This window comes from Nonomuraea sp. NPDC005501 (assembly GCF_040605905.1).
Taxonomy (GTDB): Bacteria; Actinomycetota; Actinomycetes; order Streptosporangiales; family Streptosporangiaceae; genus Nonomuraea.
Genome location: NZ_JBEXDT010000079.1, coordinates 1 through 22586 on the forward strand (window position 1 = coordinate 1; position 22586 = coordinate 22586).

General features: G+C 73.4%; 19 protein-coding genes and 1 pseudogene. 13 read left to right on the plus strand and 7 right to left on the minus strand.

Features of this window, described 5'->3' with window-relative positions:
* Nucleotides 1–110: 110 nt before the first annotated feature.
* The 3 genes and pseudogenes from ABZS51_RS31140 to ABZS51_RS31150 all read left to right on the plus strand — a co-directional run.
* A pseudogene (locus ABZS51_RS31140) lies at nt 111–344 on the plus strand (NADPH:quinone reductase); the annotation flags it as partial.
* A gap of 60 nt (nt 345–404) precedes the next feature.
* Nucleotides 405–1346, plus strand: coding sequence for an NADP-dependent oxidoreductase (locus ABZS51_RS31145; RefSeq protein WP_355448494.1), 942 nt, complete (start codon nt 405–407; stop codon nt 1344–1346).
* 16 nt (nt 1347–1362) lie between these two features.
* Entirely contained in the window at nt 1363–2340 is a 978-nt protein-coding gene (locus ABZS51_RS31150) for a YafY family protein (protein ID WP_355448411.1), read from the plus strand.
* Nucleotides 2341–2383: 43 nt separating this feature from the next.
* On the opposite strand, the gene ABZS51_RS31155 is transcribed toward ABZS51_RS31150, so the two are convergent.
* Genes ABZS51_RS31155 through ABZS51_RS31165 form a run of 3 tightly spaced genes read right to left on the minus strand, consistent with a single transcriptional unit; the run spans nt 2384 to nt 6170 of the window.
* Nucleotides 2384–3904 (minus strand): AMP-binding protein, encoded by a 1521-nt coding sequence (locus tag ABZS51_RS31155; RefSeq protein WP_355448413.1) that lies wholly within the window; start codon nt 3902–3904, stop codon nt 2384–2386.
* Nucleotides 3904–4998 carry an acyl-CoA dehydrogenase family protein gene (locus ABZS51_RS31160; RefSeq protein WP_355448416.1) on the minus strand — a complete coding sequence of 365 codons (1095 nt, stop codon included), beginning with the start codon at nt 4996–4998 and terminating at the stop codon, nt 3904–3906. The genes ABZS51_RS31155 and ABZS51_RS31160 overlap by 1 nt, the downstream gene beginning before the upstream one ends.
* Complete coding sequence (locus ABZS51_RS31165; protein WP_310710892.1) at nt 4995–6170, minus strand: acyl-CoA dehydrogenase family protein; 1176 nt, start codon at nt 6168–6170, stop codon at nt 4995–4997. The genes ABZS51_RS31160 and ABZS51_RS31165 overlap by 4 nt, the downstream gene beginning before the upstream one ends.
* Before the next feature lie 160 nt (nt 6171–6330).
* On the opposite strand from ABZS51_RS31165, the gene ABZS51_RS31170 reads away from it, so the two are divergent.
* The 4 genes from ABZS51_RS31170 to ABZS51_RS31185 all read left to right on the plus strand — a co-directional run bounded on the left by ABZS51_RS31170 (nt 6331) and on the right by ABZS51_RS31185 (nt 10112).
* Nucleotides 6331–7671, plus strand: a complete 1341-nt coding sequence (locus ABZS51_RS31170; RefSeq protein WP_355448420.1) for a HAMP domain-containing sensor histidine kinase — start codon at nt 6331–6333, stop codon at nt 7669–7671.
* A 117-nt stretch (nt 7672–7788) separates the two neighbouring features.
* Nucleotides 7789–8352 (plus strand): TetR family transcriptional regulator C-terminal domain-containing protein, encoded by a 564-nt coding sequence (locus tag ABZS51_RS31175; protein WP_310710890.1) that lies wholly within the window; start codon nt 7789–7791, stop codon nt 8350–8352.
* A 114-nt stretch (nt 8353–8466) separates the two neighbouring features.
* The gene (locus ABZS51_RS31180; protein WP_355448424.1) at nt 8467–9084 is read left to right on the plus strand and encodes a copper resistance CopC family protein; all 618 of its coding nucleotides are present in this window, start codon (nt 8467–8469) and stop codon (nt 9082–9084) included.
* Nucleotides 9081–10112 (plus strand): CopD family protein, encoded by a 1032-nt coding sequence (locus ABZS51_RS31185; protein WP_355448427.1) that lies wholly within the window; start codon nt 9081–9083, stop codon nt 10110–10112. The genes ABZS51_RS31180 and ABZS51_RS31185 overlap by 4 nt, the downstream gene beginning before the upstream one ends.
* Here ABZS51_RS31185 and ABZS51_RS31190 read toward each other — a convergent pair.
* Complete coding sequence (locus ABZS51_RS31190) at nt 10070–11248, minus strand: hypothetical protein (protein ID WP_355448430.1); 1179 nt, start codon at nt 11246–11248, stop codon at nt 10070–10072. The two genes, ABZS51_RS31185 and ABZS51_RS31190, sit on opposite strands and share 43 nt — an antisense overlap.
* 107 nt (nt 11249–11355) lie before the next feature.
* On the opposite strand from ABZS51_RS31190, the gene ABZS51_RS31195 reads away from it, so the two are divergent.
* From ABZS51_RS31195 to ABZS51_RS31205, 3 genes are all read left to right on the plus strand, one after another.
* On the plus strand, nt 11356–13899 hold the full coding sequence (locus ABZS51_RS31195; RefSeq protein ID WP_355448433.1) for a CocE/NonD family hydrolase: 2544 nt from the start codon (nt 11356–11358) through the stop codon (nt 13897–13899).
* Nucleotides 13896–14780 carry an ABC transporter permease gene (locus ABZS51_RS31200; protein ID WP_310710885.1) on the plus strand — a complete coding sequence of 295 codons (885 nt, stop codon included), beginning with the start codon at nt 13896–13898 and terminating at the stop codon, nt 14778–14780. The genes ABZS51_RS31195 and ABZS51_RS31200 overlap by 4 nt, the downstream gene beginning before the upstream one ends.
* Nucleotides 14781–15063: 283 nt before the next feature.
* Nucleotides 15064–17181 (plus strand): AAA family ATPase, encoded by a 2118-nt coding sequence (locus ABZS51_RS31205; RefSeq protein ID WP_355448436.1) that lies wholly within the window; start codon nt 15064–15066, stop codon nt 17179–17181.
* 37 nt (nt 17182–17218) lie between these two features.
* On the opposite strand, the gene ABZS51_RS31210 is transcribed toward ABZS51_RS31205, so the two are convergent.
* Together ABZS51_RS31210 and ABZS51_RS31215 are read right to left on the minus strand one after the other, a co-directional pair.
* Complete coding sequence (locus tag ABZS51_RS31210) at nt 17219–18139, minus strand: hypothetical protein (protein WP_355448439.1); 921 nt, start codon at nt 18137–18139, stop codon at nt 17219–17221.
* A 164-nt stretch (nt 18140–18303) separates the two neighbouring features.
* Nucleotides 18304–18696 carry an ankyrin repeat domain-containing protein gene (locus tag ABZS51_RS31215; protein WP_355448442.1) on the minus strand — a complete coding sequence of 131 codons (393 nt, stop codon included), beginning with the start codon at nt 18694–18696 and terminating at the stop codon, nt 18304–18306.
* 95 nt (nt 18697–18791) lie between these two features.
* Here ABZS51_RS31215 and ABZS51_RS31220 point away from each other — a divergent pair, with 95 nt between their 5' ends.
* Both ABZS51_RS31220 and ABZS51_RS31225 read left to right on the plus strand, forming a co-directional pair.
* A complete protein-coding gene (locus ABZS51_RS31220; RefSeq protein WP_355448444.1) occupies nt 18792–19694 on the plus strand; it encodes a PAC2 family protein in 903 nt (300 codons plus the stop codon).
* 44 nt (nt 19695–19738) lie between these two features.
* The gene (locus tag ABZS51_RS31225) at nt 19739–20779 is read left to right on the plus strand and encodes a Gfo/Idh/MocA family oxidoreductase (protein WP_310710880.1); all 1041 of its coding nucleotides are present in this window, start codon (nt 19739–19741) and stop codon (nt 20777–20779) included.
* Nucleotides 20780–20822: 43 nt separating this feature from the next.
* Here the strand turns inward: ABZS51_RS31225 and ABZS51_RS31230 are convergent, their stop codons facing one another.
* The gene (locus ABZS51_RS31230) at nt 20823–21614 is read right to left on the minus strand and encodes a tyrosine-protein phosphatase (RefSeq protein ID WP_355448447.1); all 792 of its coding nucleotides are present in this window, start codon (nt 21612–21614) and stop codon (nt 20823–20825) included.
* A 160-nt stretch (nt 21615–21774) separates the two neighbouring features.
* Between ABZS51_RS31230 and ABZS51_RS31235 the strand changes: the two genes are divergently transcribed.
* Nucleotides 21775–22563, plus strand: a complete 789-nt coding sequence (locus tag ABZS51_RS31235; protein ID WP_355448449.1) for a hypothetical protein — start codon at nt 21775–21777, stop codon at nt 22561–22563.
* The last annotated feature ends 23 nt before the right edge of the window (nt 22564–22586 follow it).

Below are 22586 nucleotides of genomic sequence, written 5' to 3' on the forward strand. Positions count from 1 at the left end.
CTGCCAAGCGGGCGGCGGCCGCGGGGCTCGGCGCCGCGGGGACGACCGGCTACGACGAGATAACCGGCGAGTACGACGTGGTGCTGGACGGCGTGGGCGGCGAGGTGGGCGTGGCGGCGTTCGGGCGGCTGGCGCCGGGCGGCGTGTTCTTCGCCTACGGCGCGGCGGACGGCTCACCGGCGCCCGTGGACCCGGCGGAGGCGGAGCGCAGGGGGGTGCGGCTGGTCGGCATGGAGCAGGTCCAGTTCACGCCTGAGGAGTTCCGGACGCTCGCCGGCCGGACGCTGGCCGAGGCGGCGGCGGGCCGCCTGTCCACGGTCGTCGGCAGGGCGGTGCCGTTGCGGGAGGCGGCGGAGGCCCACGCCGCCCTGGCCGGCCGCGAGCTGGTGGGCAAGGCGGTGCTGCTGGTCACGGGCGAGGCCGTGCGCTACCGCCGTCACGGCGGCCCGGAGGTGCTGGAGCTGGAGGAGGCGCCGCCGCCCGAGCCGGGACCCGGGCAGGTCCGGGTGGCGGTCAGGGCGGCCGGGGTGAACCCGGTCGACTGGAAGATCCGCTCCGGCCTGATGGGGGCGCCGCCGGACGGTCCCTCGGGCACCGGCCTCGAACTGGCGGGCACGGTGGACGCCGTCGGGCCGGGCGTCACGCGCTGGGAGGTGGGGCGGCCGGTGTTCGGCCGCGCCACGGGGGCGCTCGCCACGCACGCGCTCGCCTCCGCCGGTGACCTGCTGGCCAAGCCCGGGTGGCTGGCGTACGAGCGGGCCGCCGCGCTGCCCGTGGCGGCCGAGACCGCCTACCGCGCGCTCGGCCTGCTCGGCGATCCGGCCGGCCGCACGCTGCTGATCCACGCCGTGGCGGGCGGTGTCGGCCTGGTCGCCGCGCAGCTCGCCGTGGCCCGGGGGGCCACGGTCGTCGGCACGGCGGGCGAGCGGCACCACGCCTTCCTGCGCGAGATCGGCGTCCACCCGGTGACCTACGGCGACGGGCTGGAGGAGCGGCTGCCCGGTCCGGTGGACCTGGTGCTGGACGCCTCCGGCCGGGACGTCCTCGGGCTTTCGGTGCGGCTCACCGGCGATCCGGCGCGGGTGGTCACCATCGCCGACCCGGCGGGCGCCGCGCGGCACGGCGTCGTCTTCTCCACCGGGTCGCCGGGGGCGCCCCTGGAGGAGGTGTTCGCCGAGGTGCTGCCGCTGGTGCGCGCCGGGGCGCTGAGGCTGCCGATCGCCGAGGTGTTCCCGCTGGAGCGGGCCGCCGACGCGCATCGCCGCAGCGAGGACGGCCACCACCTCGGCAAGCTCGTCGTGGCCGTGGCGGGAGACCTGAACGCGGAAGCGGGCCTTCCTCGATAGGCGGCAGACTGGGCGCATGCTGGAAACGTCCGCGCGCCTGCTGAAGCTGCTGTCCCTGCTCCAGGCGCACAGGGAGTGGTCGGGCCCCGAGCTGGCCGGGCGGCTCGGGGTGTCGACCCGGACCATCCGCAACGACGTCGAGCGCCTGCGCAGCCTCGGCTATCCGGTCCACGCCACGCCCGGTGTCGCGGGCGGCTACCGGCTGGGGGCGGGCGCCGCGCTGCCGCCGTTGCTGCTGGACGACGAGGAGGCCATCGCGGTGGCGGTCGGGCTGGGCCGGGCCGCGGGCGGCGGCGTCGAGGGCATCGAGGAGACCTCGGTGCGCGCCCTGGCCAAGCTGGAGCAGGTGCTGCCGTCGCGGCTGCGGCACCGGGTGAGCGCCCTGAACGCCTACACCGTGCAGGTCCCCGGCAGCGCCCCCTCCGTCGCCCCCTCCGTCGCCCCGGAGGTGCTGACGACGATCGCCAACGCCGCCCGCGACCGGGAGCGGCTGCGCTTCGACTACACCGGCCACGAGGGTGAGGTGACGGCGCGCGACGTGGAGCCGTACCGGCTGGCGCACCGGCGCGGCCGGTGGTACCTGCTGGGCTACGACGTGCGGCGGGAGGACTGGCGGACCTTCCGGGTGGACCGGCTGCGCCCGCGCGTCCCGTCCGGGCCGCGGTTCGCCCCGCGGGAGCTGCCCGGCGACGGCGACGTGGCCATGTACGTGGAGAAGGGCGTCAACACCGCGATGTGGCGCTACCGGGCGACGGTGCTGCTGCACGCCCCGGCCGGGCAGGTGGGCCACCTGCCTCCCGGCCTGGAGCCGGAGCCGGTGGACGAGGCGACCTGCCTCCTGCGGCTGGGCGGGGACGACGTGGGCGGGATGGCCGCGTGGCTGGGGTTCCTGGGCGTGGACTTCGAGGTGCTGGACCCGCCGGAGCTGGTGGAGGCGGTGGCTGTGCTCGGCGAGCGGTACCGGCGGGCCGCGGCCCGCCGGCCGTCGTCATGAGCCGCCGTCGTCACGAGCCCGCCGGTGTCATGAGCCGCCGTCGTCATGAGTCCGTGAGCCGTGACAGGTACGCCTCGCGGACCTTGGAGCGCGACAGCTTGCCCGTCGGCGTGCGCGGCAGGCTCTCCAGGTACTCCACCACCCGGGGGTGCTTGAACCGGGCCAGGCGCGGCGCGCAGTGCTCCAGCAGCTCGGCCGTCAGCTGCGGGCCCGGCGTGGCGCCGGGGGCGGGCTGGACGAGCGCGACCACGCGGTGCCCCCACTCCTCGTCCGGCGCCCCGATGACCGCCACGTCGGCGACCGACGGGTGCTCCAGGAGCGCGGCCTCGACCTCGGCCGGGTAGATGTTGACGCCCCCGGAGACGATGAGGTCGCTGCGCCGGTCGCAGAGGAACAGGTAGCCGTCCTTGTCGAGGTAGCCGATGTCGCCGGGGGCGTACCACTCGCCGCGCATGCTGGCGGCCGTCTTCGCCGGGTCGTTGCGGTACTCGAACCGGCCGAGGCTCGACTTGACGTACACCATGCCCGGCTCGCCGGGCGGCAGCTCGCGGCCGTCCTCGTCGAGGATCCGCGCCTCGAACGTCGGCGCGGGACGGCCGACCGTGCCGGGCCTGGCCAGCCACTCCCGCGGCTTGACCGCGAACGCGATCGTGGACTCGGTCGAGCCGTAGTACTCGTACAGCACCGGCCCCCACCACTCCATGATCTCCCGCTTGACCGCCACCGGGCAGGCGGCGGCCGTGTGGATCACCTGCCGCAGGCTGGACACGTCGTACGACGCCCGGACCTCGCGCGGGAGCTGGAGCATGCGGTGCAACATGGTCGGCACCATCATGGCGTTCGTCACCCGGTGGCGCTGGATCAGCTCCAGCACGTGCACCGGCTCGAACCCGGCCGTGATCACCACTGTGTGCCCGAGGTGCAGCGCGAACTGCGTGTGCGCGCACGGCGCGGAGTGGTACATCGGCGAGGTCACCAGGTGCACGCCCTCGCCCGGCGTCAGGTCCACCACCTCGCCGAGGAACCAGGTGTAGAGGGGGGCGACCGCCTCAGGCTCCGCGCCGGACAGCCGGCGCTGCACCCCCTTGGGAAAGCCGGTCGTGCCCGAGGTGTACCACATGACCGCGCCCGAGGTGCGCCCGCCGGGCGCGGTGTCCGGCTGGCCCTGGGCGAGCCGGGCCGTGCCGATCTCGGCGCCGGCCGGCACCTTGTCCGCGTACGCCTCGCCGGTGACGACGAGGCCCGCGTCGCAGTCGCCGAGGATGTAGGCGATCTCCGGCTCGGTGAGGTGCCAGTTGACCGGCACGTAGAACAGGCCGATCTGCCCGGTGGCCATGAGCATGACGACGGCGTCGAGGCCGTTGGGCAGCACGCCCGCGACCACGTCGCCGGTGCCGAGCCCGCGGGCGCGCAGGCCGTGGGAGACCTGGTTGACGCGGGCGAGCAGCTCGCCGTACGTGGTCCGGGTGCCGTCGGCGTCGATCACCGCGAGCCGGCCGGGGTCGGCGGCGGCCAGCGCGTAGAAACCCGGCGGATGCCCTGCCGTGGGCTCGTCGGCCGCCATCACGCCTCCATCAGGGCGGCGAGGCGGGCGCGGTGGACGCGGGGCGGGCCGAGCAGCACCTCGTCGGCCTTGGCCCGCTTGTAGAACAGGTGCGCGTCGTGCTCCCAGGTGAAGCCGACGCCGCCGTGCAGCAGCAGGTGGTCGCGGGCCACCTCGAAGCAGGCGCGGCCGACGTACGCCTGGGCGAGCGCGGCGGCCTGCGGCAGCTCGGCGGGCGCCTCGCCGGCGGCCCAGGCGGCGTAGCGGACGATGGAGTCGGCCTGTTCGAGCTTGCAGTGCATGTCGGCCAGCTTGTGCTTGACGCCCTGGTAGGAGCCGATGTAGCGGCCGAAGGTGACGCGGATCTTGGCGTAGGCGACGATGGCGTCCAGCGCGGCGCGCAGCACGCCGAGCTGCTCGGCGGCGAGCGCGACGGCCACCAGGTCGCCCACGGCGGCGGCCCCGTCCGGGCCGAGCGGGCCGAGCACCCGGGCGGGCGCGTCGGCGAGCTCCACGCGGGCCTGGCCGCGCGTGAGGTCGAGGGTCTCCAGCGGCGTCCGGGTGACGCCGGGGCCGTCGAGGTCCACCGCCACCAGCACGGGGCCGTCCCCGGCGGAAGCCGTGGCGAGGAGCACGGCGGCCTCCGTGCCGCTCAACACCTGCGGCAGCGTCCCCCGCACGGTCACCCCGGCCACCCCGCCCCCCGCCACCCCGCCAGCCGCCACCTCGCCGCCCGCGGCCCGCGCCGTCACGTCGTGGGAGGTGACGGGCAGCGCGAGCGTGGCGGCGATCCGGCCCTCGGCGATCCCGGTCAGCAGCTCCTTGTCCGGTACGCGGGTGAGCGCGAGGGCGGCGAACGCGGTCGCCAGGAACGGTCCCGGCAGCAGCGCCGCGCCCGTCTCCTCCAGCGCCACGGCCAGCTCGGCCATGCCGGCGCCCGCTCCGCCGTACTCCTCGGGGACGATCAGCCCGGACAGGCCCAGCTCGCCGTTGAGGCGGGCGTGGACCGCGGGGTCGTAGCCGTCGCGGACCTTGGGCAGCGGCGAGACGGCGGCCAGGAAGGAGCGGACCGCCTCCCGGAGCTCCCGCTGCTCCGGCGTGAGCACGAGCCTCATCCCTGCGTCCCCACCTTCAGGTCCTTGAACGGCACGGTCTTGTCCACGCGCGGTCCGGGCGGCAGGCCCAGCACGCGCTCGCCGATGATGTTGCGCATGATCTCGTTGGTGCCGCCGCCCAGCGACATGGCGGGGGCCAGGGAGATCGCGTGCGCGAGCGGGCCCGCGTCGCCGGGACCCGCGACGGCGGAGGGGCCGGCCAGCCGGGTGGCGAGGTCGGCCTCGAACAGGGTCAGCTCGGCCAGCAGCAGCTTGGCGGCGCTGCCGCGGGCGCCGGGGAACAGGCCCGCCTCCGCCTCCTGGGCCAGCCGCTGGTTGAACAGGGCCAGCGCCCGGCTGCGGATGTGCAGCTCGACCAGCTCGTCGAGGACCAGCGGGTCGCTGGTGTCGGCGGTGCGGCGCAGGGCCTCCAGCGAGGTGGGGTCGTCCTTGGCGCGGCCCATGCCGACGCCGGAGGAGATCGACAGCCGCTCATGCAGGAGGGTCGTCACGGCGACGCCCCAGCCGTCGTCGACGTCGCCGACCCGGTGCGCGTCGGGCACCACCACGTCGTCGAGGAACACCTCGTTGAAGTGGGCGCGGCCGGTCATGTCCTTGAGCGGCCGGACCGTCACGCCGGGGTCGCGCATGCCGACGACGAGCATGGTCAGGCCCCGGTGCTTGGGCGCCTCGGGGTCGGTGCGGGTGAGCAGCAGGCCCCAGTCGGCGTGCTGGGCGACCGACGTCCACACCTTCTGCCCGTTGACGATCCAGCGGTCGCCGTCGCGGACGGCGCGGGTCTGCAGGGCGGCCACGTCGCTGCCGGCGCCCGGCTCGGAGAAGAGCTGGCACCAGATCTCCTCGCCGCGCAGCAGCGGCCGGACGAATCGCTCGCGCTGCTCGTCGGTGCCCCGGTCCACCAGGGTGGGCCCGGTCATGCCCAGCCCGATGGAGAAGACGTAGGTGGGCAGGGAGAAGTGGCGGGCCTCGGCGGCGAACGCTCGCTCCTCGGCCTGCGTCAGGCCCTGGCCGCCCCATCGCTCGGGCCAGGTGATGCCGGAGTAGCCGGCGTCGTACAGCCTGGCCATGAAGTCCTTGGCGTGGGAAACCGCGTCCTCGCCGGCGGTGTCGCCGGTGGGCGCGTTCTCGAGCAGCCATGCCCTGGCGGCCCGCCGGTACTCGTCGAGATTCACGTTCTCTCCTCCGGCATCAGTGTTCACTTACTCTAACCAGCCCCGCCGGACCGGCATAGAGCACCGACTTATGCACCTTTTATCCGGATTTGCCGGTGAATCTCCGTTGATTAGGACGAGAGCGACTTAGTGTGATCATCTGATCACCGGGGGGAAAGGATTGGTCACACGGTTCGGCAGGTCCATCCGGACGCGCCTGACGCTGTTCGCGGGGATCGCCATGGTGCTGCTCAGCATCGTGGTCAACGCGTTCGTGCTCTGGGCCGTTCACAGCACCGCGGAGGACTACCGCAAGACGGAGGTGCTGACCTCCGGCCTGCAGGTGGTCCACCTGGTCAAACGCGGCGCGCTGCCCACCGTGATCTCCAGCGACCTGGACGGCATCCAGGTGGTCGACGCCGATGGACGGGTGATCGCCTCCACCGACAACCTCGTCGGCAGGCCGCGCATGAGCGCCGTCGTGCCCGACGTGTACAGCGCCACCCGCATGCAGGTGATCTGCGACCTGCCCTACTGGCCGGGCCGGTGCGAGTTCATGTCCGTCTTCCGGGTCTACCAGCAGAACGGCGACTGGATGGTGTACGCCGTCGGGAGCACGGTGCCCTGGTACGTCCATCCGGCCGTGCTGGCGTTCCTCATCGGCATCTCGGTGGCCATGGTGGCGCTGGCCTGGTTCGGCGTGTCTCGCGTGGTGGCCGGGACGCTGGCGCCCGTGGAGGAGATCCGCGACAAACTCGCCGAGATCACCAGCAGTGACCTGGGCAAACGCGTGCCCGTGCCCGGCCGGGCGGACGAGATCACGTCGCTGGCCCAGACCGCCAACCAGACGCTCGACCGGCTGGAGGCGGCGGTGGAGCAGCAGCGCAGGTTCGCCTCCGACGCCTCCCACGACCTGCGCAGCCCGATCACCGCGATGCGCGCCCAGGTCGAGGAGGCGATGCTGCACCCCGAGGACGCCGACTGGCCGGAGATCGGCCGCGCCCTGCTGTCCAGTCTCGACCGGCTCCAGGCCATCGTGACCGACCTCCTGACGCTGGCCAGGCTGGACGCGGGGTCGCCCATGGTCCGGGAGCCGGTGGACCTCGCGGAACTGGTGGGCTCCGAGACGGCCAGGCCGCGCGCGAAGAAGCTCGCCACCACGCTCCAGCAGGGCGTGGTGGTGACCGGCGACCGGCTGCAACTCGCCAGGCTGCTGACGAACCTGCTCGACAACGCCGAGCGCCACGCCGAGTCCACGGTCAGCGTCACGGTGCGCAAGGCCGACGGCCAGGCGACGCTGGAGGTCGTGGACGACGGCGGCGGCATCGCTCCGGAGCAGCGCGAGCTCGTCTTCCAGCGTTTCACCAGGCTCGACGCCTCCCGCAACCGCGACGCCGGCGGCACCGGGCTCGGCCTGTCCATCGCCCGGGACATCGCCCACGCCCACCGCGGCACGCTCACGCTGGAGGACTCCGACGCCGGGGCCCGGTTCGTCCTGCGGCTGCCGCTCAGGGCGGTCTGACCGCACCTGCTGGTCACGCTCCCATACCCATGCCTGGTTTGTCCTATATCTCGCTGTGATCACTAGTTAGAGTGGCCCGCTGTGACACCAGGTTTCAGCCGATTACGACGTGAGGACTTGCTCAAGACAGCCTGCGAGGTGATCTCCTCCCAGGGGTTCGGGCACACCAGGACACTCGACATCGCCCGGGCCGCCGGCGTGAGCCAGGCGCTGCTCTTCTACCACTTCGAGACCAAGGACCGGCTGTTCGCCCAGGCATTCGCCTACGCGGCCCGCCTGCACCGCGACACGCTGGAGAGCATCGAGCGCCTGCAGCGGCCCCCGCTGGAACGGCTGCGCACGCTGCTCAGGCGCTGCTCCCCGGCCGGGTCTGCCGACGGCTGGCGGCTGTGGATCGACGCCTGGGCGGAGTCGATCCGCAGCGCCGAGCTGGAGGAGACCACGCGCAGGCTGGACCAGCAGGGCCGGCAGGTGCTGCGGGGCATCATCGAGGACGGGGTGAGGCACGGCCAGTTCGACTGCGAGGACCCGGAGGGGGCGAGCTGGCGCATCTTCGCGCTCATCGACGGGCTCGCCATCCAGATCCAGGTCCACCCCAAGGCGCTGTCGCGCCGCCGCGCCAACCAGCTCATCCGGACGGCCGCCGCGGCCGAGCTGGGCCTGACCCCCGCCGACCTGTGACCGCCGCCGGCCGCACCCCGCGGTGGTCCGGCTCAGGCCCGCCTGGCGAGCAGGTCCGTCACGGGTGGGAGCATAGACGGGTTTGGAACGCGTTCAAGGGAAGGTTCTCGATCGGTGAGGCGGCTACTCACGGTCCTGCTGCTCGCGTCGGCCGCGGTGGGGATCTCGCTCCCGGCCCGCGCGCACAACGTGCTCATCAGCAGCGACCCCAAGGACGGGGCGGCGCTGGCGGCGTCCCCCGCGCAGATCACGCTGGTGTTCGATCAGGCGGTGCGCCAGGGATACGCACAGGTGGGCGTCACGGGCCCGGACGGGGCGGCGATGGCCGACGGGGCGGCGTCCGTGGCCGCCGAGAAGGTGACGGTCAAGGTCCGGCCGCTGACGGCGGCGGGCGCGTACGTGGTGGGCTACCGGATCCTGTCGGCCGACGGGCACCCCGTGACAGGGAAGATCAGCTTCCGCCTCACGGCCGGGGCGGCGGCGTCCCCGGCGGGCTCCGCGGCCCCCGCGGAGAGCGCCGCGGCCGGCGAGGCGGACACCGCGCGGGCGGCCGAGGCGGCGGCCAACGGCGGAGCGGGCATGGCGGTGGTGTGGATCGTGGCCGCGCTCCTGCTGCTGGCGGCCGGCACCGGCGTCGCCCTGCGCCGCTCCCGGCTCGCCCCTGGTGAGCCCCCAGAGGGCGGCCCAGAGGGCGGACTCGCGGGCGGCTCCGGCGAGGAGGGGCGCGCGTGAGCGTCGAAGCTCCCCCGCGACGTGGCGTCGCCGTCGGCGGCGGCGTGGTGGCCGGCGTGTTCCTGGCCTGCGCCGTCGTCGCCGCCGTCGTCGCCTCCGGCCTGACCGCGCAGGAGGCCGTGCCCGGCATCCCCATGCCGGGCCCCCTCGTGGCGTACGGGCTGCCGGTCGTGCGGGTGGTGCTCGACCTGGCCGCCGTGGCCGTCGTCGGCACGAGCCTGCTGCCCAAGCTGCTCGGCTTCAACGCCCCCGAGCGCACCGAGCCGGTCATGCGCCGCGTACGGCCGCTGACCGTCACCGCCGCGTGGGTGTGGGCGGCGAGCGCGCTGCTCACGATCGTCTTCCAGACGGCCGAGCTCAACCCCGGCGTCGTGCCCACGCCCGCGATGATCGCCGGTTACGTCGACAGCGTCGGCACCGGGCAGGGACTGCTGTTCAGCGCCGCGTGCGCGCTGGCCGCGGCCGGCATCGGGCTCATGGCGGTGCGCTTCGGCGAGAAGGTGCCGGCCGAGTTGCGGATCGTGGTGGCGCTGTTCGGGCTGCTGCCGATCCCGGTGACCGGCCACGCGGTGAACTCGGTCTGGCACGACCCCATCATGATCTCGATGGAGACCCATGTGATGGGGGCGGCGGCGTGGGCGGGCGGCCTGGCCGCGGTGATGGTGTTCGTCGCGCCGCGCCGCGAGCTGCTGGCGGTCGTGCTCCCCCGCTTCTCCAGGATCGCCACGGTCTGCCTGCTGCTGGTGGGCCTGTCCGGGCTGGTGACGGGGCTCGGCACGATGGCGCTCACGCCCGGCGTCGAGCTGCCGGGAGCGCTGCTCACCAGTGAGTACGGCCTGCTGGTGCTGGCCAAGCTGACCCTGGTGGCGCTGCTGGTGCCGCTGGCCGCGCACATCCGCTACCGGCTGCTGCCGGCGATCCGCGGGGGCGCGGCCACGGCCGTGGTGGCGTGGGCGACGGCCGAGCTGGCCGTCATGGGCCTGGCCTACGGAGTGGCGGTGGCGATCACCCGGGCCTCGATCGGCTGACGGCCGGCCCGGCCGCGCCACCACTCGAAGGTCAGCCAGGCCGCCAGCAGCCCCGCCCCGGCCCAGACGGCCGTGCCGGTGGCCAGGGGCGGCGCGCCCAGCAGCCCCGTCTGGCCCTTGACCGCGCCGTACACCTGGCCCATGAGCGCGCTCTGCGCCGCGAGCGCGCCGTAGACGGCGGCGGTGACGCCCACGGCGCCGAGCAGCGCCCGGGCCGGCGCCATCCGCACCGCGAACGCGAGGTCCACGCACAGCCCGCCGACGACGAGGAAGAACGGCACGGCCGACGGCGGGAAGCCGGTGAAGGTGAGCAGCGGCCAGACCAGCGTCCGGAACCCGACATAGCCCGCCGCCACCAGCGTCGCCGCGCCGAACCTGCCGATGAGCATGCGCGCCACGACGAGCACGCTCAGCCCGGCGACCACCGCGTAGACGGGGTAGAGGGCGTCCGGCACGGGCAGCGCGAACGCGGTCATCATCTCCCGGTCGACGGAGCGGCCCATCTGGTCGGCCGCGAACCGCAGCAGGATCGGCTCGGCGTAGGTCGCGTGGTTGTCCCACGCGCCGATCGACAGCACGCCGTACTCCTGGTGCTGCTCGGGGAAGTGCACGTTCTCCAGGAAGAACGCGAAGAACGCGCCCAGCAGCACCGTGCGCTCCCGGCCCGGCGGCGCGCCGGTGTACCAGCCCCGGATGACGCCGGCGATCATGAAGAACGTTCCCAGGTAGAGCATGATGTGCGACGGGCTCCACGAGGTGATGTCGAGCCCGTTGACGCGGTGGTTGATCAGGTCGAGCGGCACCGCCACGAGGAAGATGCCCGTGCCCCACTGGATGAGCCGCAGCGCGGCCCGGTCGACGCCGTAACCGGTGTAGCCGTGGACGATGGTCAGCACGAGGGCCAGGGCGGTGCCGGCGGAGTTGAGCAGGTGGGGCGGGGCCAGGTCGTCGCGCAGCCACTTGAAGTGCCACGAGACGTCCCACGCCGAGCCGAGCAGCTTGAGGGTGAGCGCCACCAGCCACCCGTAGTAGAGGACCCGGAACAGGTCCTCGGGCGTCTCGCGGCCCGCCGGTCCCCGCGTCCAGTAGGGAACCGCCCAGGCGGCGGCCTTTCTGACGATTGCTGGTGCCTTCACGGGCTGAATCTTACGGCGATCGCGCCCACCGTCCACGCCTGGCGGAAGCGATGCGGCCAGGACGAGATCTCAGGGTCCTCTCAGGTGCGGAAAGTAGGCTCTCGCTCATGAAACGTGCGGTCGCCCTCCTCGTGGCGCTCATCCTGGCCGGAGTGGGGGCGTGGCTGGCGTGGCCGTCGGCGCCCGACGTGCGCGACAGCGAGCAGCGGATAGCCGTCCTCGACGGCCCTTCGGGCGACCAGCGCGTGGAGCTCGACACGACCTTCTACGCGCCGGCCGGCGGCGGGAAGGCCCCCGCCGTGCTGCTCGCCCACGGCTTCGGCGGCAGCAAGGACGGCATGCGCGACCAGGCCGCGCGGCTGGCCCGCGACGGCTACGCCGTGCTCACCTGGTCGGCGCGCGGCTTCGGCCGCTCCACCGGGCAGATCGCGCTCAACTCCCCCGACTACGAGGTCAAGGACGTCAAGCAGCTCGTCGACTGGCTGGCCAAGCGGCCGGAGGTGCGGCTCGACGGGCCGGGCGACCCTCGGGTGGGCATCGCCGGCGGCTCGTACGGCGGGTCCATCGCGTTGATGACGGCCGCCTACGACACCCGCGTCGACGCGATCGTCCCGCAGATCACCTGGGCCGACCTGGCCGACGCGCTGTTCCCCGACGCCACCGGCAAGGGGCCGGAGAACGGCGTGTTCAAGCGCATGTGGGCGGGTTTCTTCTTCGGCCGGGGCGGCGGCGAGATCCAGGGCCTGGGCGCGCTGAGCAAGCGCAGCGCCCGGCCGCTGACGGCCGAGGAGGCGCGCTGCGGCCGCTTCACGCCCGAGATCTGCGGCGTCTACCAGCAGGTCGCGCAGACCGGACGGGCCACGCCCGAGGCGATCGCCGTGCTGCGCGCCTCCAGCCCCGTCACCGTGGCCCGCCGCATCAAGGCGCCGACGCTGCTCCTACAGGGCCAGCGTGACTCGCTGTTCCCGCTCGGGCAGGCCGACGCCAACGCCAGGGCCATCGCCGCCGCCGGCACGCGGGTGAGCGTCGCCTGGTTCGACGGGGGCCACGACGGCGGCAACGGCGAGGAGGACTGGCTGTACGAGCAGACGGCCGCCTGGTTCGGCCGCCACCTCAAGGAGGACGGCTCTCCCGTCGCGCAGCCGTTCACGGTGACCCGCGACGCCGGGCGCGACCCGGGCACCCGCCAGCGCGTCCGGCTGCACCCGGAGACCGGCGCCTACCCCGGCCTCGGCGGCACCGCGGCCACCACCGTCACGCTGACCGGTCCCGACCAGAACGTCGTCAACCCGCCCGGCGGCGCGCCCGCCGCGATCTCCACGGTGCCGGGCGTCAACGGCCTGCTGGGCGGCGGCCAGACCAACGTGAGCGTGTCGCTCGACATGCCGGGCCAGAGCGCCTCCTTCGACTCCGCGCCGCTCACCGCGCCGCTCCAGCTCACCGGCAGCCCGTCCGTACGGCTCAAGGTGTCGGGCAAGGGACAGGTGACGCTGTTCGCCAAGCTCCTCGACGTGGCCGACGGCGTGCAGCCGCCCACGCTGCCCGCCGGGCTGGTCGCGCCGTTCCGGGTGACGATCCCGGAGGGCGCCACCAGCGCCGAGGCGACGGTCGCACTGCCGGCCGTCGATCATCTCTTCGCCGCCGGGCACCGGCTGCGGCTGACGGTGGCGACCACCGACATGGGCTACGCGACGCCGGCCGAGGCGGCCTCGTACCAGGTGGGGCTGGCCTCGCCCGCCCTGGCCGTGCCGACGGTCGCCGCGCTGGAGACGCCCGCGACCGGCGTCGCCTGGTGGGTGTGGGCCATGCCGCTGGCCGGTGTCGTCGTGGCCGTGGTCCTGCTGGCGACGGGCCGCGCCCGCCCCAGGTCCGCGCCGCGGGCCGCCTCCGTCACCGGGTCCGCGTCCGGCGCGGACGTGCCGCTGGAGATCAGCGGGCTCACCAAGGCGTACCGTAACGGCGAGAAGGCCGTGGACGGGCTGTCGTTCCGGGTGGAGAGCGGCCAGGTGCTCGGCCTGCTCGGCCCCAACGGCGCGGGCAAGACCACCACGATGCGGATGATGATGGGCCTCATCCGGCCCGACGGCGGCGAGATCCGCATCTTCGGCGACCCGGTCACGCCGGGCGCGCCGGTGCTGTCGCGGCTGGGCTCGTTCGTGGAGGGGCCCGGGTTCCTGCCCCACCTGTCCGGGCGGGACAACCTGGAGCTCTACTGGGCGGCGACCGGCCGGCCCGTCGCCGACGCGCACTTCGAGGAGGCGCTGCAGATCGCGGGGCTGGGCAAGGCGCTGGAGCGGGCCGTGCGCACGTACTCGCAGGGCATGCGGCAGCGGCTGGCCATCGCCCAGGCGATGCTCGGACTGCCCGACCTGCTCGTGCTCGACGAGCCCACCAACGGGCTCGACCCGCCCCAGATCCGGGAGATGCGCGAGGTGCTCAAGCGCTACGCCCGCGACGGCCGCACGGTCATCGTCTCCAGCCACCTGCTGGCGGAGGTGGAGCAGACCTGCAGCCACGTCGTGGTCATGCACCGGGGCCGGCTGGTGTCGGCCGGGCCGGTGTCCGTGCTCCTGGAGGGAGCGGTGCGGACCAACGGTCACGGCCCCCGTCTGGAAGACGTGTTCCTCGATCTCATCGGAGAGAAGTCGTGACCGCCTCCCCCAGCCAGGCCGGCGGTCACGCGCCGTCCCACGCCCCCGGCTACGCGCCCCGCCGCACCCTGCCGCTGCGCGTCGAGATCGTCCGGCAGTTCAAGCGCCGGCGGACGCTGGCCATGTTCGCGCTGCTGCTGGCGCTGCCGTGGGTCCTCGTGCTGGCCTTCCAGCTCGGCCCCCAGGGAGGGGGCCAGCAGCAGGCGACGCTGCGCATCTCCGACCTGGCGACCGCCGGCGGGCTGAACTTCGCGGCGTTCGTGCTGTCGGTGTCGGCCAACTTCCTGCTCGTGGTGGCGGTCGCGCTGTTCTGCGGCGACACGGTGTCCAGCGAGGCGAGCTGGTCGTCGCTGCGCTACCTGCTGGCCGCGCCGGTGCCGCGTGACCGGCTGCTGCGGCAGAAACTGATCGTGGCGCTCGGCTACTCGGCCACGGCCGTCGTGTGCCTGCCGCTGATGGCGCTGCTGGCGGGCACGCTCGCGTTCGGCTGGCACGACATCCAGGTGCCCGGCACGGGTGAGACGATCGCCGCCCTCGACGTGCTGCCGCGCTTCGGCATCGTCATCGCGTACGCGCTCGTCAGCCAGCTCGTGGTGGCGGCGCTGGCCTTCCTGATCTCGACGGTCACCGACTCGCCGCTCGGTGCGGTGGGCGGGGCCGTGGGGCTGTGGATCGTCAGCACCATCCTGCAGGCCGTGGAGGCGCTGGGACCGGTGCGGGAGTTCCTGCCGACGTTCTGGAACACCGCGTGGCTGGACGCGCTGGCGCCCGAGCCCGATCTGAGCGGCATGGTGAGGGGCGCGTCGGTGTCGGTCACCTACGCGGCGGTCCTCGTCGCGGTGGCCTTCCGCCGCTTCCGCCACAAGGACGTGGTCAGCTGACGGGCCCGCCCATCGGGCCCTCTCCGTCCGGCCCTCTCTGTCCGGCGCGTGAGGGTCAGGCCCAGTGCGGGGGCTTGTTGTCGAGGTAGAAGGCGTCCGGGTCCTCGTCGCGCTCGTCGCCCCAGCCGCGGTCGGTGTCGTCGGACGTCTGCTCCGGGAGAAGTTCACTCACGGCATCCATGCTATCGAGACGTACAAACCTGACCCACAAGGCCGCCCGAGCGGCCGGACATCCGCGGGCGGCGAGGGTACGATGCCAGGGCAGGTTGTCGCCTACCCCCACGTGAGGCTGCCCATGGCCACCCCGACCGGCTGGCGGCGAGAGGGCAATCTGCCGGCGGAGCTCACGAGCTTCGTGGGACGCACCCGCCTTCTCGCCAACCTCAAGCGTCATCTCGGCGAGTCGCGGCTGGTCACCGTGACGGGGATCGGCGGGGTCGGCAAGTCGCGGACGGTGCTGCGGCTGGCCCACCAGGTGCGCTCCCAGTTCCAGGACGGCGTCTGGTTCGCCGACCTGGCCCGGCTGCAGGACGCGGGCATGGTCAGGCACACGATCGCCTCCGCGCTGGGCATCGCCGACCAGTCGTCGCGGGCCGCCTCGGAGTCGCTGTCGGAGTGGGTGGCCGACCGCGACATGCTGCTCATCATCGACACCTGCGAGCACCTCGTGCAGAGCTGCGCCGAGCTGGCCGAGGAGCTCCTGGAGAGCAATCCCCGGCTGAAGGTGCTGGCCACCAGCCGCCAGTCACTGCAGCTGCCGTACGAGCACGTGGTGCCGGTGCCGCCGCTGCAGGTGCCGGGCGACGACCCGGCGGAGAGCCTGTTCACCAACGAGTCGGTGCAGCTGTTCGCGGCGCGGGCCGGGGCGGTGACGCCCGACTTCCTGCTGGACGAGCGCAACATCGGGGCGGTGGCCGAGCTGTGCCGGCGCCTGGACGGCATCCCGCTGGCCATCGAGCTGGCGGCCGTGCGCCTGCGCGCCCTGTCGGTGGAGCAGATCGTGGAGCTGCTGGCCGACCGCTTCAGCCTGCTGGCGGGCGCGAGCCGCACCGCGCTGCCGCGGCACCAGACGCTGCGTGCGGCGATCGGCTGGAGCCACGAGCTGTGCGACCCGGCGGAGCGGCTGCTGTGGGCGCGGCTGTCGGTGTTCGCCGGCGACTTCGAGCTGGACGCGGCCAGGTTCGTGTGCGCGGACGAGCGGCTGCCCGCCGCGCGGATCACCGACCTGGTGACCGGCCTGGTGGAGAAGTCGGTGCTGATGATCCGGAGCAACCACGCCGGCGTGCGCTACAAGCTGATCGACACGCTGGCCGAGTACGGCGAGGAGTGGCTGGAGAAGCTGGGCGAGCGTGAGCGGATGCGCCAGCGCCACCTGGAGTACTACCTGAGCCTGGCCCAGCGCGGCGAGGACGCCTGGTCCGGTCCCCGGCAGATCTACTGGTTCGTCCGGATGCGCCAGGAGCACGACAACGTCCGCGTCGCCCTGGAGCACGCGCTGCGGACGCCCAGCTCGTCGGTGCAGGCGCTGACGCTGCTGTCGTCGCTGTGGTTCATGTGGGTGTGCTGCGGCTTCGCCCGTGAGGGCCGCCTGTACCTGGAGCGGGCCCTGCACGCCAACCCGGGCGTGAGCAAGGAGCGCTGCAAGGCGCTGTGGGTGCTGTCGTACGTGCGCAGCGCCCAGGGCGACAGCGCGGCCGCGCTGGAGGCGGCCGAGAAGTGCAGCGCCGAGGCGGTCCGGGTGGGCGACTCCCGAGCGGTGATCCTGGCCTCCAAGATGCAGGGCACCGCCGCGCTGCTGCAGGGCGACCTGCAGAAGGCGAGCGCGCTGCTGGGCGTGGCCATCGAGTTCAACACCGACAACAAGGAGCTCAACCCGGGTCTGCTGCCCGCGATCGTCGAGCTGTCGCTGGTCCTGTCGTCGCAGGGCGAGCTGTTCGAGGCGGAGTCGCTGCTGATCGACTGCCTGCAGGTGTGCCGTGAGCGGGGCGAGCTCTGGGTGAGCTCCTACGCGCAGTGGGCGCTGTCGATCACCCGGCTGGCGACCAGGCGGACGAGCGAGGCGCTGGAGAGCTCACGCGAGGGCGTCCGGATCAAGCGCCACTTCCACGACACGCTGGGCACGCTGCTGGGCCTGGAGACCATGGCCCGGATCTTCGCCGCCGCGGAGGAGACGACGATGGCGGCGAAGCTGCTGGGCGCGCTGCACCAGAACTGGCGGACGGCCGGCCTGCCGATGCTCGGCGCCCCGTTCCTGACCAGCGACCACGAGCAGTGTGTCAAGGAGTGCCAGAAGGCCATGGGCGAGGCCGCCTACCGCGCCGCCTTCGACGAGGGCTCGCGGCTCGACCTCGACGAGGTGTCCGCGCTCGCGCTGGGTGAGCTGGACGGCCTCGACGCCTGACCCACCCCCATGGGCCGCGCGGAGACCGCCCGTCGTGTCAGTCGGCGTGCGGCCAGCGGGTGCCCGGGGGCCAGGCGTGCACGTAACGGGCGCTGCCCAGCGAGAACGCGATGTGTCCCCGCACCCAGTTCTCCAGGCCCCGCACATACCTGCGGACGGGCTGCGACGCCCACTGCTCCAGGGCCGCGCGCCGCGCGACGAACGCGGTGATCGCCGCCTCGTGCATGCGCGCCACCTCCTCCAGCGCCTGCTGCAGGGTGAGGCCCCGATGGGTGGCCAGCACCGTGACGAGGTTGTGCCGGGCCTTGTCCCGGTCGCGCTCCTTGGCGTACGAGAGCAGGTCGTTGTCCCAGCCGATGAGGTCGCACGCGAGGTCGGACAGGGCGCGCACGTCCGGGTGGTGCCACTCCTCCGCTTCCAGCCGGTAGCCGCCGCCCACGTCGATGAGCGCGAAGCAGGTGAAGGTGGCTCCGGTGATGCGGCGCATCAGGATGTAGTCGTCCGGGGCGGGGATCAGGTCGACCTCGCGGTTGGCCGCCTCCCAGATCTGGGCGAACAGGTACTCCTTCACCGTGATGCGCCACCGGTCCACCTGCGCCGGCGTGGCGTACTCGGAGATGCGGTGGAGGAGCTCGTCGAGGGCGACCCCGAACGGGTCGGCGAGGTCGGGCTTCCTGCGGCAGTCGACGATCTCCAGCATCGGCGGCAGGGCCCGGGCCAGCGCCGAGGCCCGGGACCCCATCAGCTCCCCCTCGCAGAAGGCGTCGTCGAACGCGAACAGCCAGTTGTACCAGTCGTTGATCAGCCGGAGGCTGTCGCGCGGGACGGCCGGGTTGGTCCGTGCGGCCAGCAGGCCGATCTGGGAGCGCCGGAAGTGCTCGATCGTGTCGGCGCCGGCGAGCATGCCGGAGGCGGCCAGCCAGGCGTGGCTCTCCGCGTCGACCTCCGTGGCGTGCACGTTGATCTCGTTGGGGAACGGGCATGGCAGCGGGGGGATGCGAAGGGGTCGCCTCGTGAACGGATTCGCAGAAGTAGCCACGCCTCCAGCATGACGAGGGACAGCCCGAAAGGCCACAGTAGATTACTTCAATGCCATTTCAGAGCATTTTCCCCCATTTGTCGCTATTTGCCCATTTGACGACACCATTCGAGAAATTGGTCGTCTGCGAGCATGCGGGCCGTGTCCTCCGCGGACGGGCGCCCGGCCCTGGGATCCGCTCCCGCGTCGAGCAGCGCCCTGACCACGGCCGACTCCTTCTTGGACACGGCGCTCGCCAGCGGCGTCCGGCCACGCTCGTCGGTCCGGTCCGGATCGGCCCCGTGCTCGGCGAGCATGCGCACAGTCTCGGCGTGAGCGTGACAGGCCGCCAGCATCAGCAAGGTGTCACCTTTGCCGTTGGTGAGGTCGGCGGGCACCCCGGCTTCCACATAGGCGCGCAGGGCTTCCGTCTCACCCCTCCTGGCCAGGTCGAACAGCTTGGCCGTGAGCTCGTCGAGCTCCGGATCCCCGTCCATGTGTCCCATTCTGCCTCGATAGGGTGCCGTGGACGGAATCGTTCAGGCTCGCCGTGGGTTTCAGGAGAGAGTAGCTAGGGAAAGGCTGTCCAAACGTGTTCGACCCGACGGATCTCTACAAGCTGGCCGACGACGTGCCGGAGCCGGCCGATCCGGTGCTGCTCTACCACTTCGAGGGCTTCGTGGACGCCGGCGGCGCCGGGCGGCTCGCGCTGGCGCACGTACTCGCCGAGCTGGATCACCAGGTGGTGGCCAGGTTCGACGTCGATCGCCTGCTCGACTACCGCTCCCGCCGGCCCGTCATGACGTTCGACACCGACCGGTGGGTGTCCTGCGAGACCCCCGAGCTGGCCCTGTACGCGGTGAAGGACTCCACCGGCGTGCCGTTCCTGGTGATGACCGGGCCCGAGCCGGACCGCGAGTGGGAGCTGTTCACCCGGGCCGTGGGCACGCTGGCCGAGCGGCTGGGCGTCAGCAGGCTGATCACCGTCCACGGCATCCCGATGGCCGTGCCGCACACCCGTCCCCTCGGCATCACCCCGCACGCCAGCCGTCCGGAGCTGCTCAACGCCGATCAGACCAGCTCGTTCGGCCGGGTGCAGGTGCCGGGCAGCGCCGCCGCGCTCATCGAGTACCGCCTGGGCGCCGAGGGCCGCGACGCGCTCGGGTACGCGGTCCACGTGCCGCACTACCTGGCGCAGGCGGAGTACCCCCAGGCCGCCGTGACGGCGCTGGAGGCGGTCACCCGGAGCACCGGGCTGGTGTTCCCCATGGACGCGCTGCGCGAGGCGGCGCGGCGCACCACGGCCGAGATCGAGGAGCAGATCCAGGCGTCGACCGAGCTGTCGACCGCCATCGCCGGGCTGGAGCAGCAGTACGACGCGTTCGCCGGCGGCGCGGACCGGGAGAACCTCATCGCCGAGGCGGCGCAGATGCCCACCGGCGACGAGCTGGCCGCCCAGTTCGAGCGCTTCCTGGCCGAGCGCGACGACGAGTAGGCGGAGGGACAGGGGGGCCGGCCGGCACCGGTTAGGCTGGCCCGATGAGCGACATCCGGGTCGGCCTGGTCGGATACGGCACGGCGGGCGCGTACTTCCACGCGCCGCTGATCCACGCCGCCGAGGGCCTGACGTTGTCGGCGGTGGTGACCCGCGACGCCGATCGCGCCGCCGACGTCTCCGCCCGCTACGGCGCGACGGCCGTGCCCGGCACCGACCGGCTCTGGGAGCTGTGCGACCTCGTCGTCGTCGCCTCGCCCAACCGCACCCACGTGCCGCTCGCCACCGAGGCGCTCACGCGCGGCAAGCCGGTCGTCGTGGACAAGCCGCTCGCGCGCACCGCCGCCGAGGCCCGGGAGCTCGCCGAGCTGGCCGCCCGGCGCGGCCTCATGCTCACCGTGTTCCAGAACCGCCGCTGGGACGGCGACTACCTCACCGTGCGGGAGCTGGTGAAGGGCGGCGCGCTGGGCGAGGTCCACCGGTTCGAGTCGCGCTTCGAGCGCTGGCGGCCTCGGCCCAAGGGCGGCTGGCGCGAGACGGGCGGCGAGGAGGAGATCGGCGGCCTGCTCTACGACCTCGGCAGCCACCTCGTCGACCAGGCCGTCCAGCTCCTCGGCCCGGTGCGCGAGGTCTACGCCGAGAGCGACGTGCGGCGCGCGGGCGTCTCCGGCGACGACGACACCTTCCTGGCCCTCACCCATGCCGGCGGCGCCCGGTCCCACCTGTGGGCGAGCGCGCTGGCCGCCCGGCCCGGCCCCCGGTTCCGGGTGCTCGGCTCGCTGGCCGCGTACGTGAAGGACGGCCTGGACGTGCAGGAGGAGCGGCTGCGAGCCGGGCTGGCGCCCGGCTCGGCGGGGTTCGGCGAGGAGCCCGAGGAGCGCTGGGGCACGCTCGGCACCGACGAGCGGCAGGGCCTGGTGCCCACGCTGCCCGGCGCCTACCTCGACTTCTACCGGGGCGTGGCCGCCTGCCTGCGCGACGGGGCGCCGCCGCCGGTCACGCCGGAGAGCGTGACCGAGGCGCTGGCCGTCCTGGAGGCGGCCCGCCGCTCGGCGGCCGAGCGCACGGTCGTCACCCTCGCCTGAGGAAGCCGCCAGGAAAGTCCCGAAAGTCCTGGAAGCGGCCCGCTCAGTCGCGCAGGCGGGCCCGCATGGCCCCGGTGTCCTCGTCCGTCCAGCCGTGTGCCGCCAGCCACCCCATCGGCCCGCCGAAGCGCTCGTCCAGCACCGCCAGGAACTGCTGGATGTAGCGGGGCCTCGGCATGTGGTCGTCGGCCGGCCGCGAGTCGAGGTCGTCGCGGTACGTGGCGCTGGAGCGCAGCCGCCGCAGCACCGCGTCCAGGCGCTCTCCCGTCGCCGCGTAGTCCGCCACGATCGCCTGCCGGGTGACGCCCGCCGTCTCCAGGGCCAGCGCCGACAGCACGCCGGTGCGGTCCTTGCCGGCCGCGCAGTGCACCACGGCCGCGCCGTCGTCCAGCGTCATGGCCCGCAGCGCGGCCACCACCGAGTCGGGCCGGTCGCGCAGATAACCGTAGTAGAACCCGGTCATCCGCAGGTCCTCGTCGAGCTGGCGCTCCTGCCAGGGCAGCACCTTGTCGGCGTCGATGGTGTCCGCCTCGACGTCCGTGTGCCTGCCGCCCTCGGTGAACAGCGTCAGGTGGTGGTGCGTCACCTCGGGCATCCGGGCCAGCGGGCCGGGACCCTCCAGGGTGACCTCGGCCGTCGAGCGGAGGTCCACGACGTGGCGCAGCTTGAGCTCGCCGACCAGGTGCGACACGTCGCGGTGCGTAAGCCCCTGGAGGTTGTCCGACCGCAAGATACGGCCGTAACGGGTGACGCCTCCGTCGACGGTGGGCAGACCGCCCAGGTCGCGGACGTTGACGGCGCCTTCCAGGTCGATCCATCTCGTCATCGCGTTCATCGCTTAGACCCTATATGTCTGTCGATCCTCAGCGGATTCGAGGTCCATAACGCAACATGAACATGTGACTCCACACGCTCTGCCTCCCCGGCTGGTGATCGATCCATCACTGCCCCGGGACGTCTGGGCCCGGCTGTGGTCGGCTCCTCACCTCCTCCGCATGGCCCGGACAGGCACGGAGCCCGCGTCCGCGCGGGGCCAGGTGGCGCTCATCCTCCTCACTGTCGTCACCCTGCTGGCCGTCCTGGTCGTCAGGCTGCCCGGTGGGCCGATCGTGGCGGCGGTCGCCGCGGCCGGCCTCGGCACGATCGCGCTCACCCGCGAGCTCAGCGTGGCGGCGGACCGGCGCGACCTGCGCCGGCGGGTGCGGCTGGCCCGCCAGTACGCCGCCCACTACGTGCTGCCGGAGGACCTCGACTACCCGTGCCAGCGGCTGCTGCGCCGCGCGCAGGACGCCGTGGACGCCGTCCTGTGCTCCGCGGTGCACCGGGCGGGACTGATCGACACCATCGACAACCAGGTGACGCTGCCCGAGGAGGTGTGGCAGATCGCCCACCGGCTGTCGCGGCTCTCGGCCATGCACGCCGAGCACCGCAAGGTCGTCCCCCGCGTCCTGCCCTCCGGCCTGGAGGACGCGTTCCGGCCGTACACGACGGCCCTCGACGCGGCGTGGACGTCGCTGTCGAAGCGGGTGCGGCACCTGGAGCAGTACGCCCGGCAGGTGAGCCGCGCCGACCAGGTGTTCCACGCGCAGCAGAGGCTGGAGACGCTGGCCGCCCGCACCCCCGACTACCAGCGCCTGATCGCCGACACCGTACGCGACGACCTGGCGCGCCGGCACACCAGGGAGCTGGAGGAGCAGGCGCGGCAGGTGCGCCGGCTGTTCGAGGAGAGCGTCCTGCAGGCGCGCCGCACCGCGGGCGAGCTCCTCAGGACCCCGCTCACCTGAGTGCTCCGGCGCAAGCACACGGC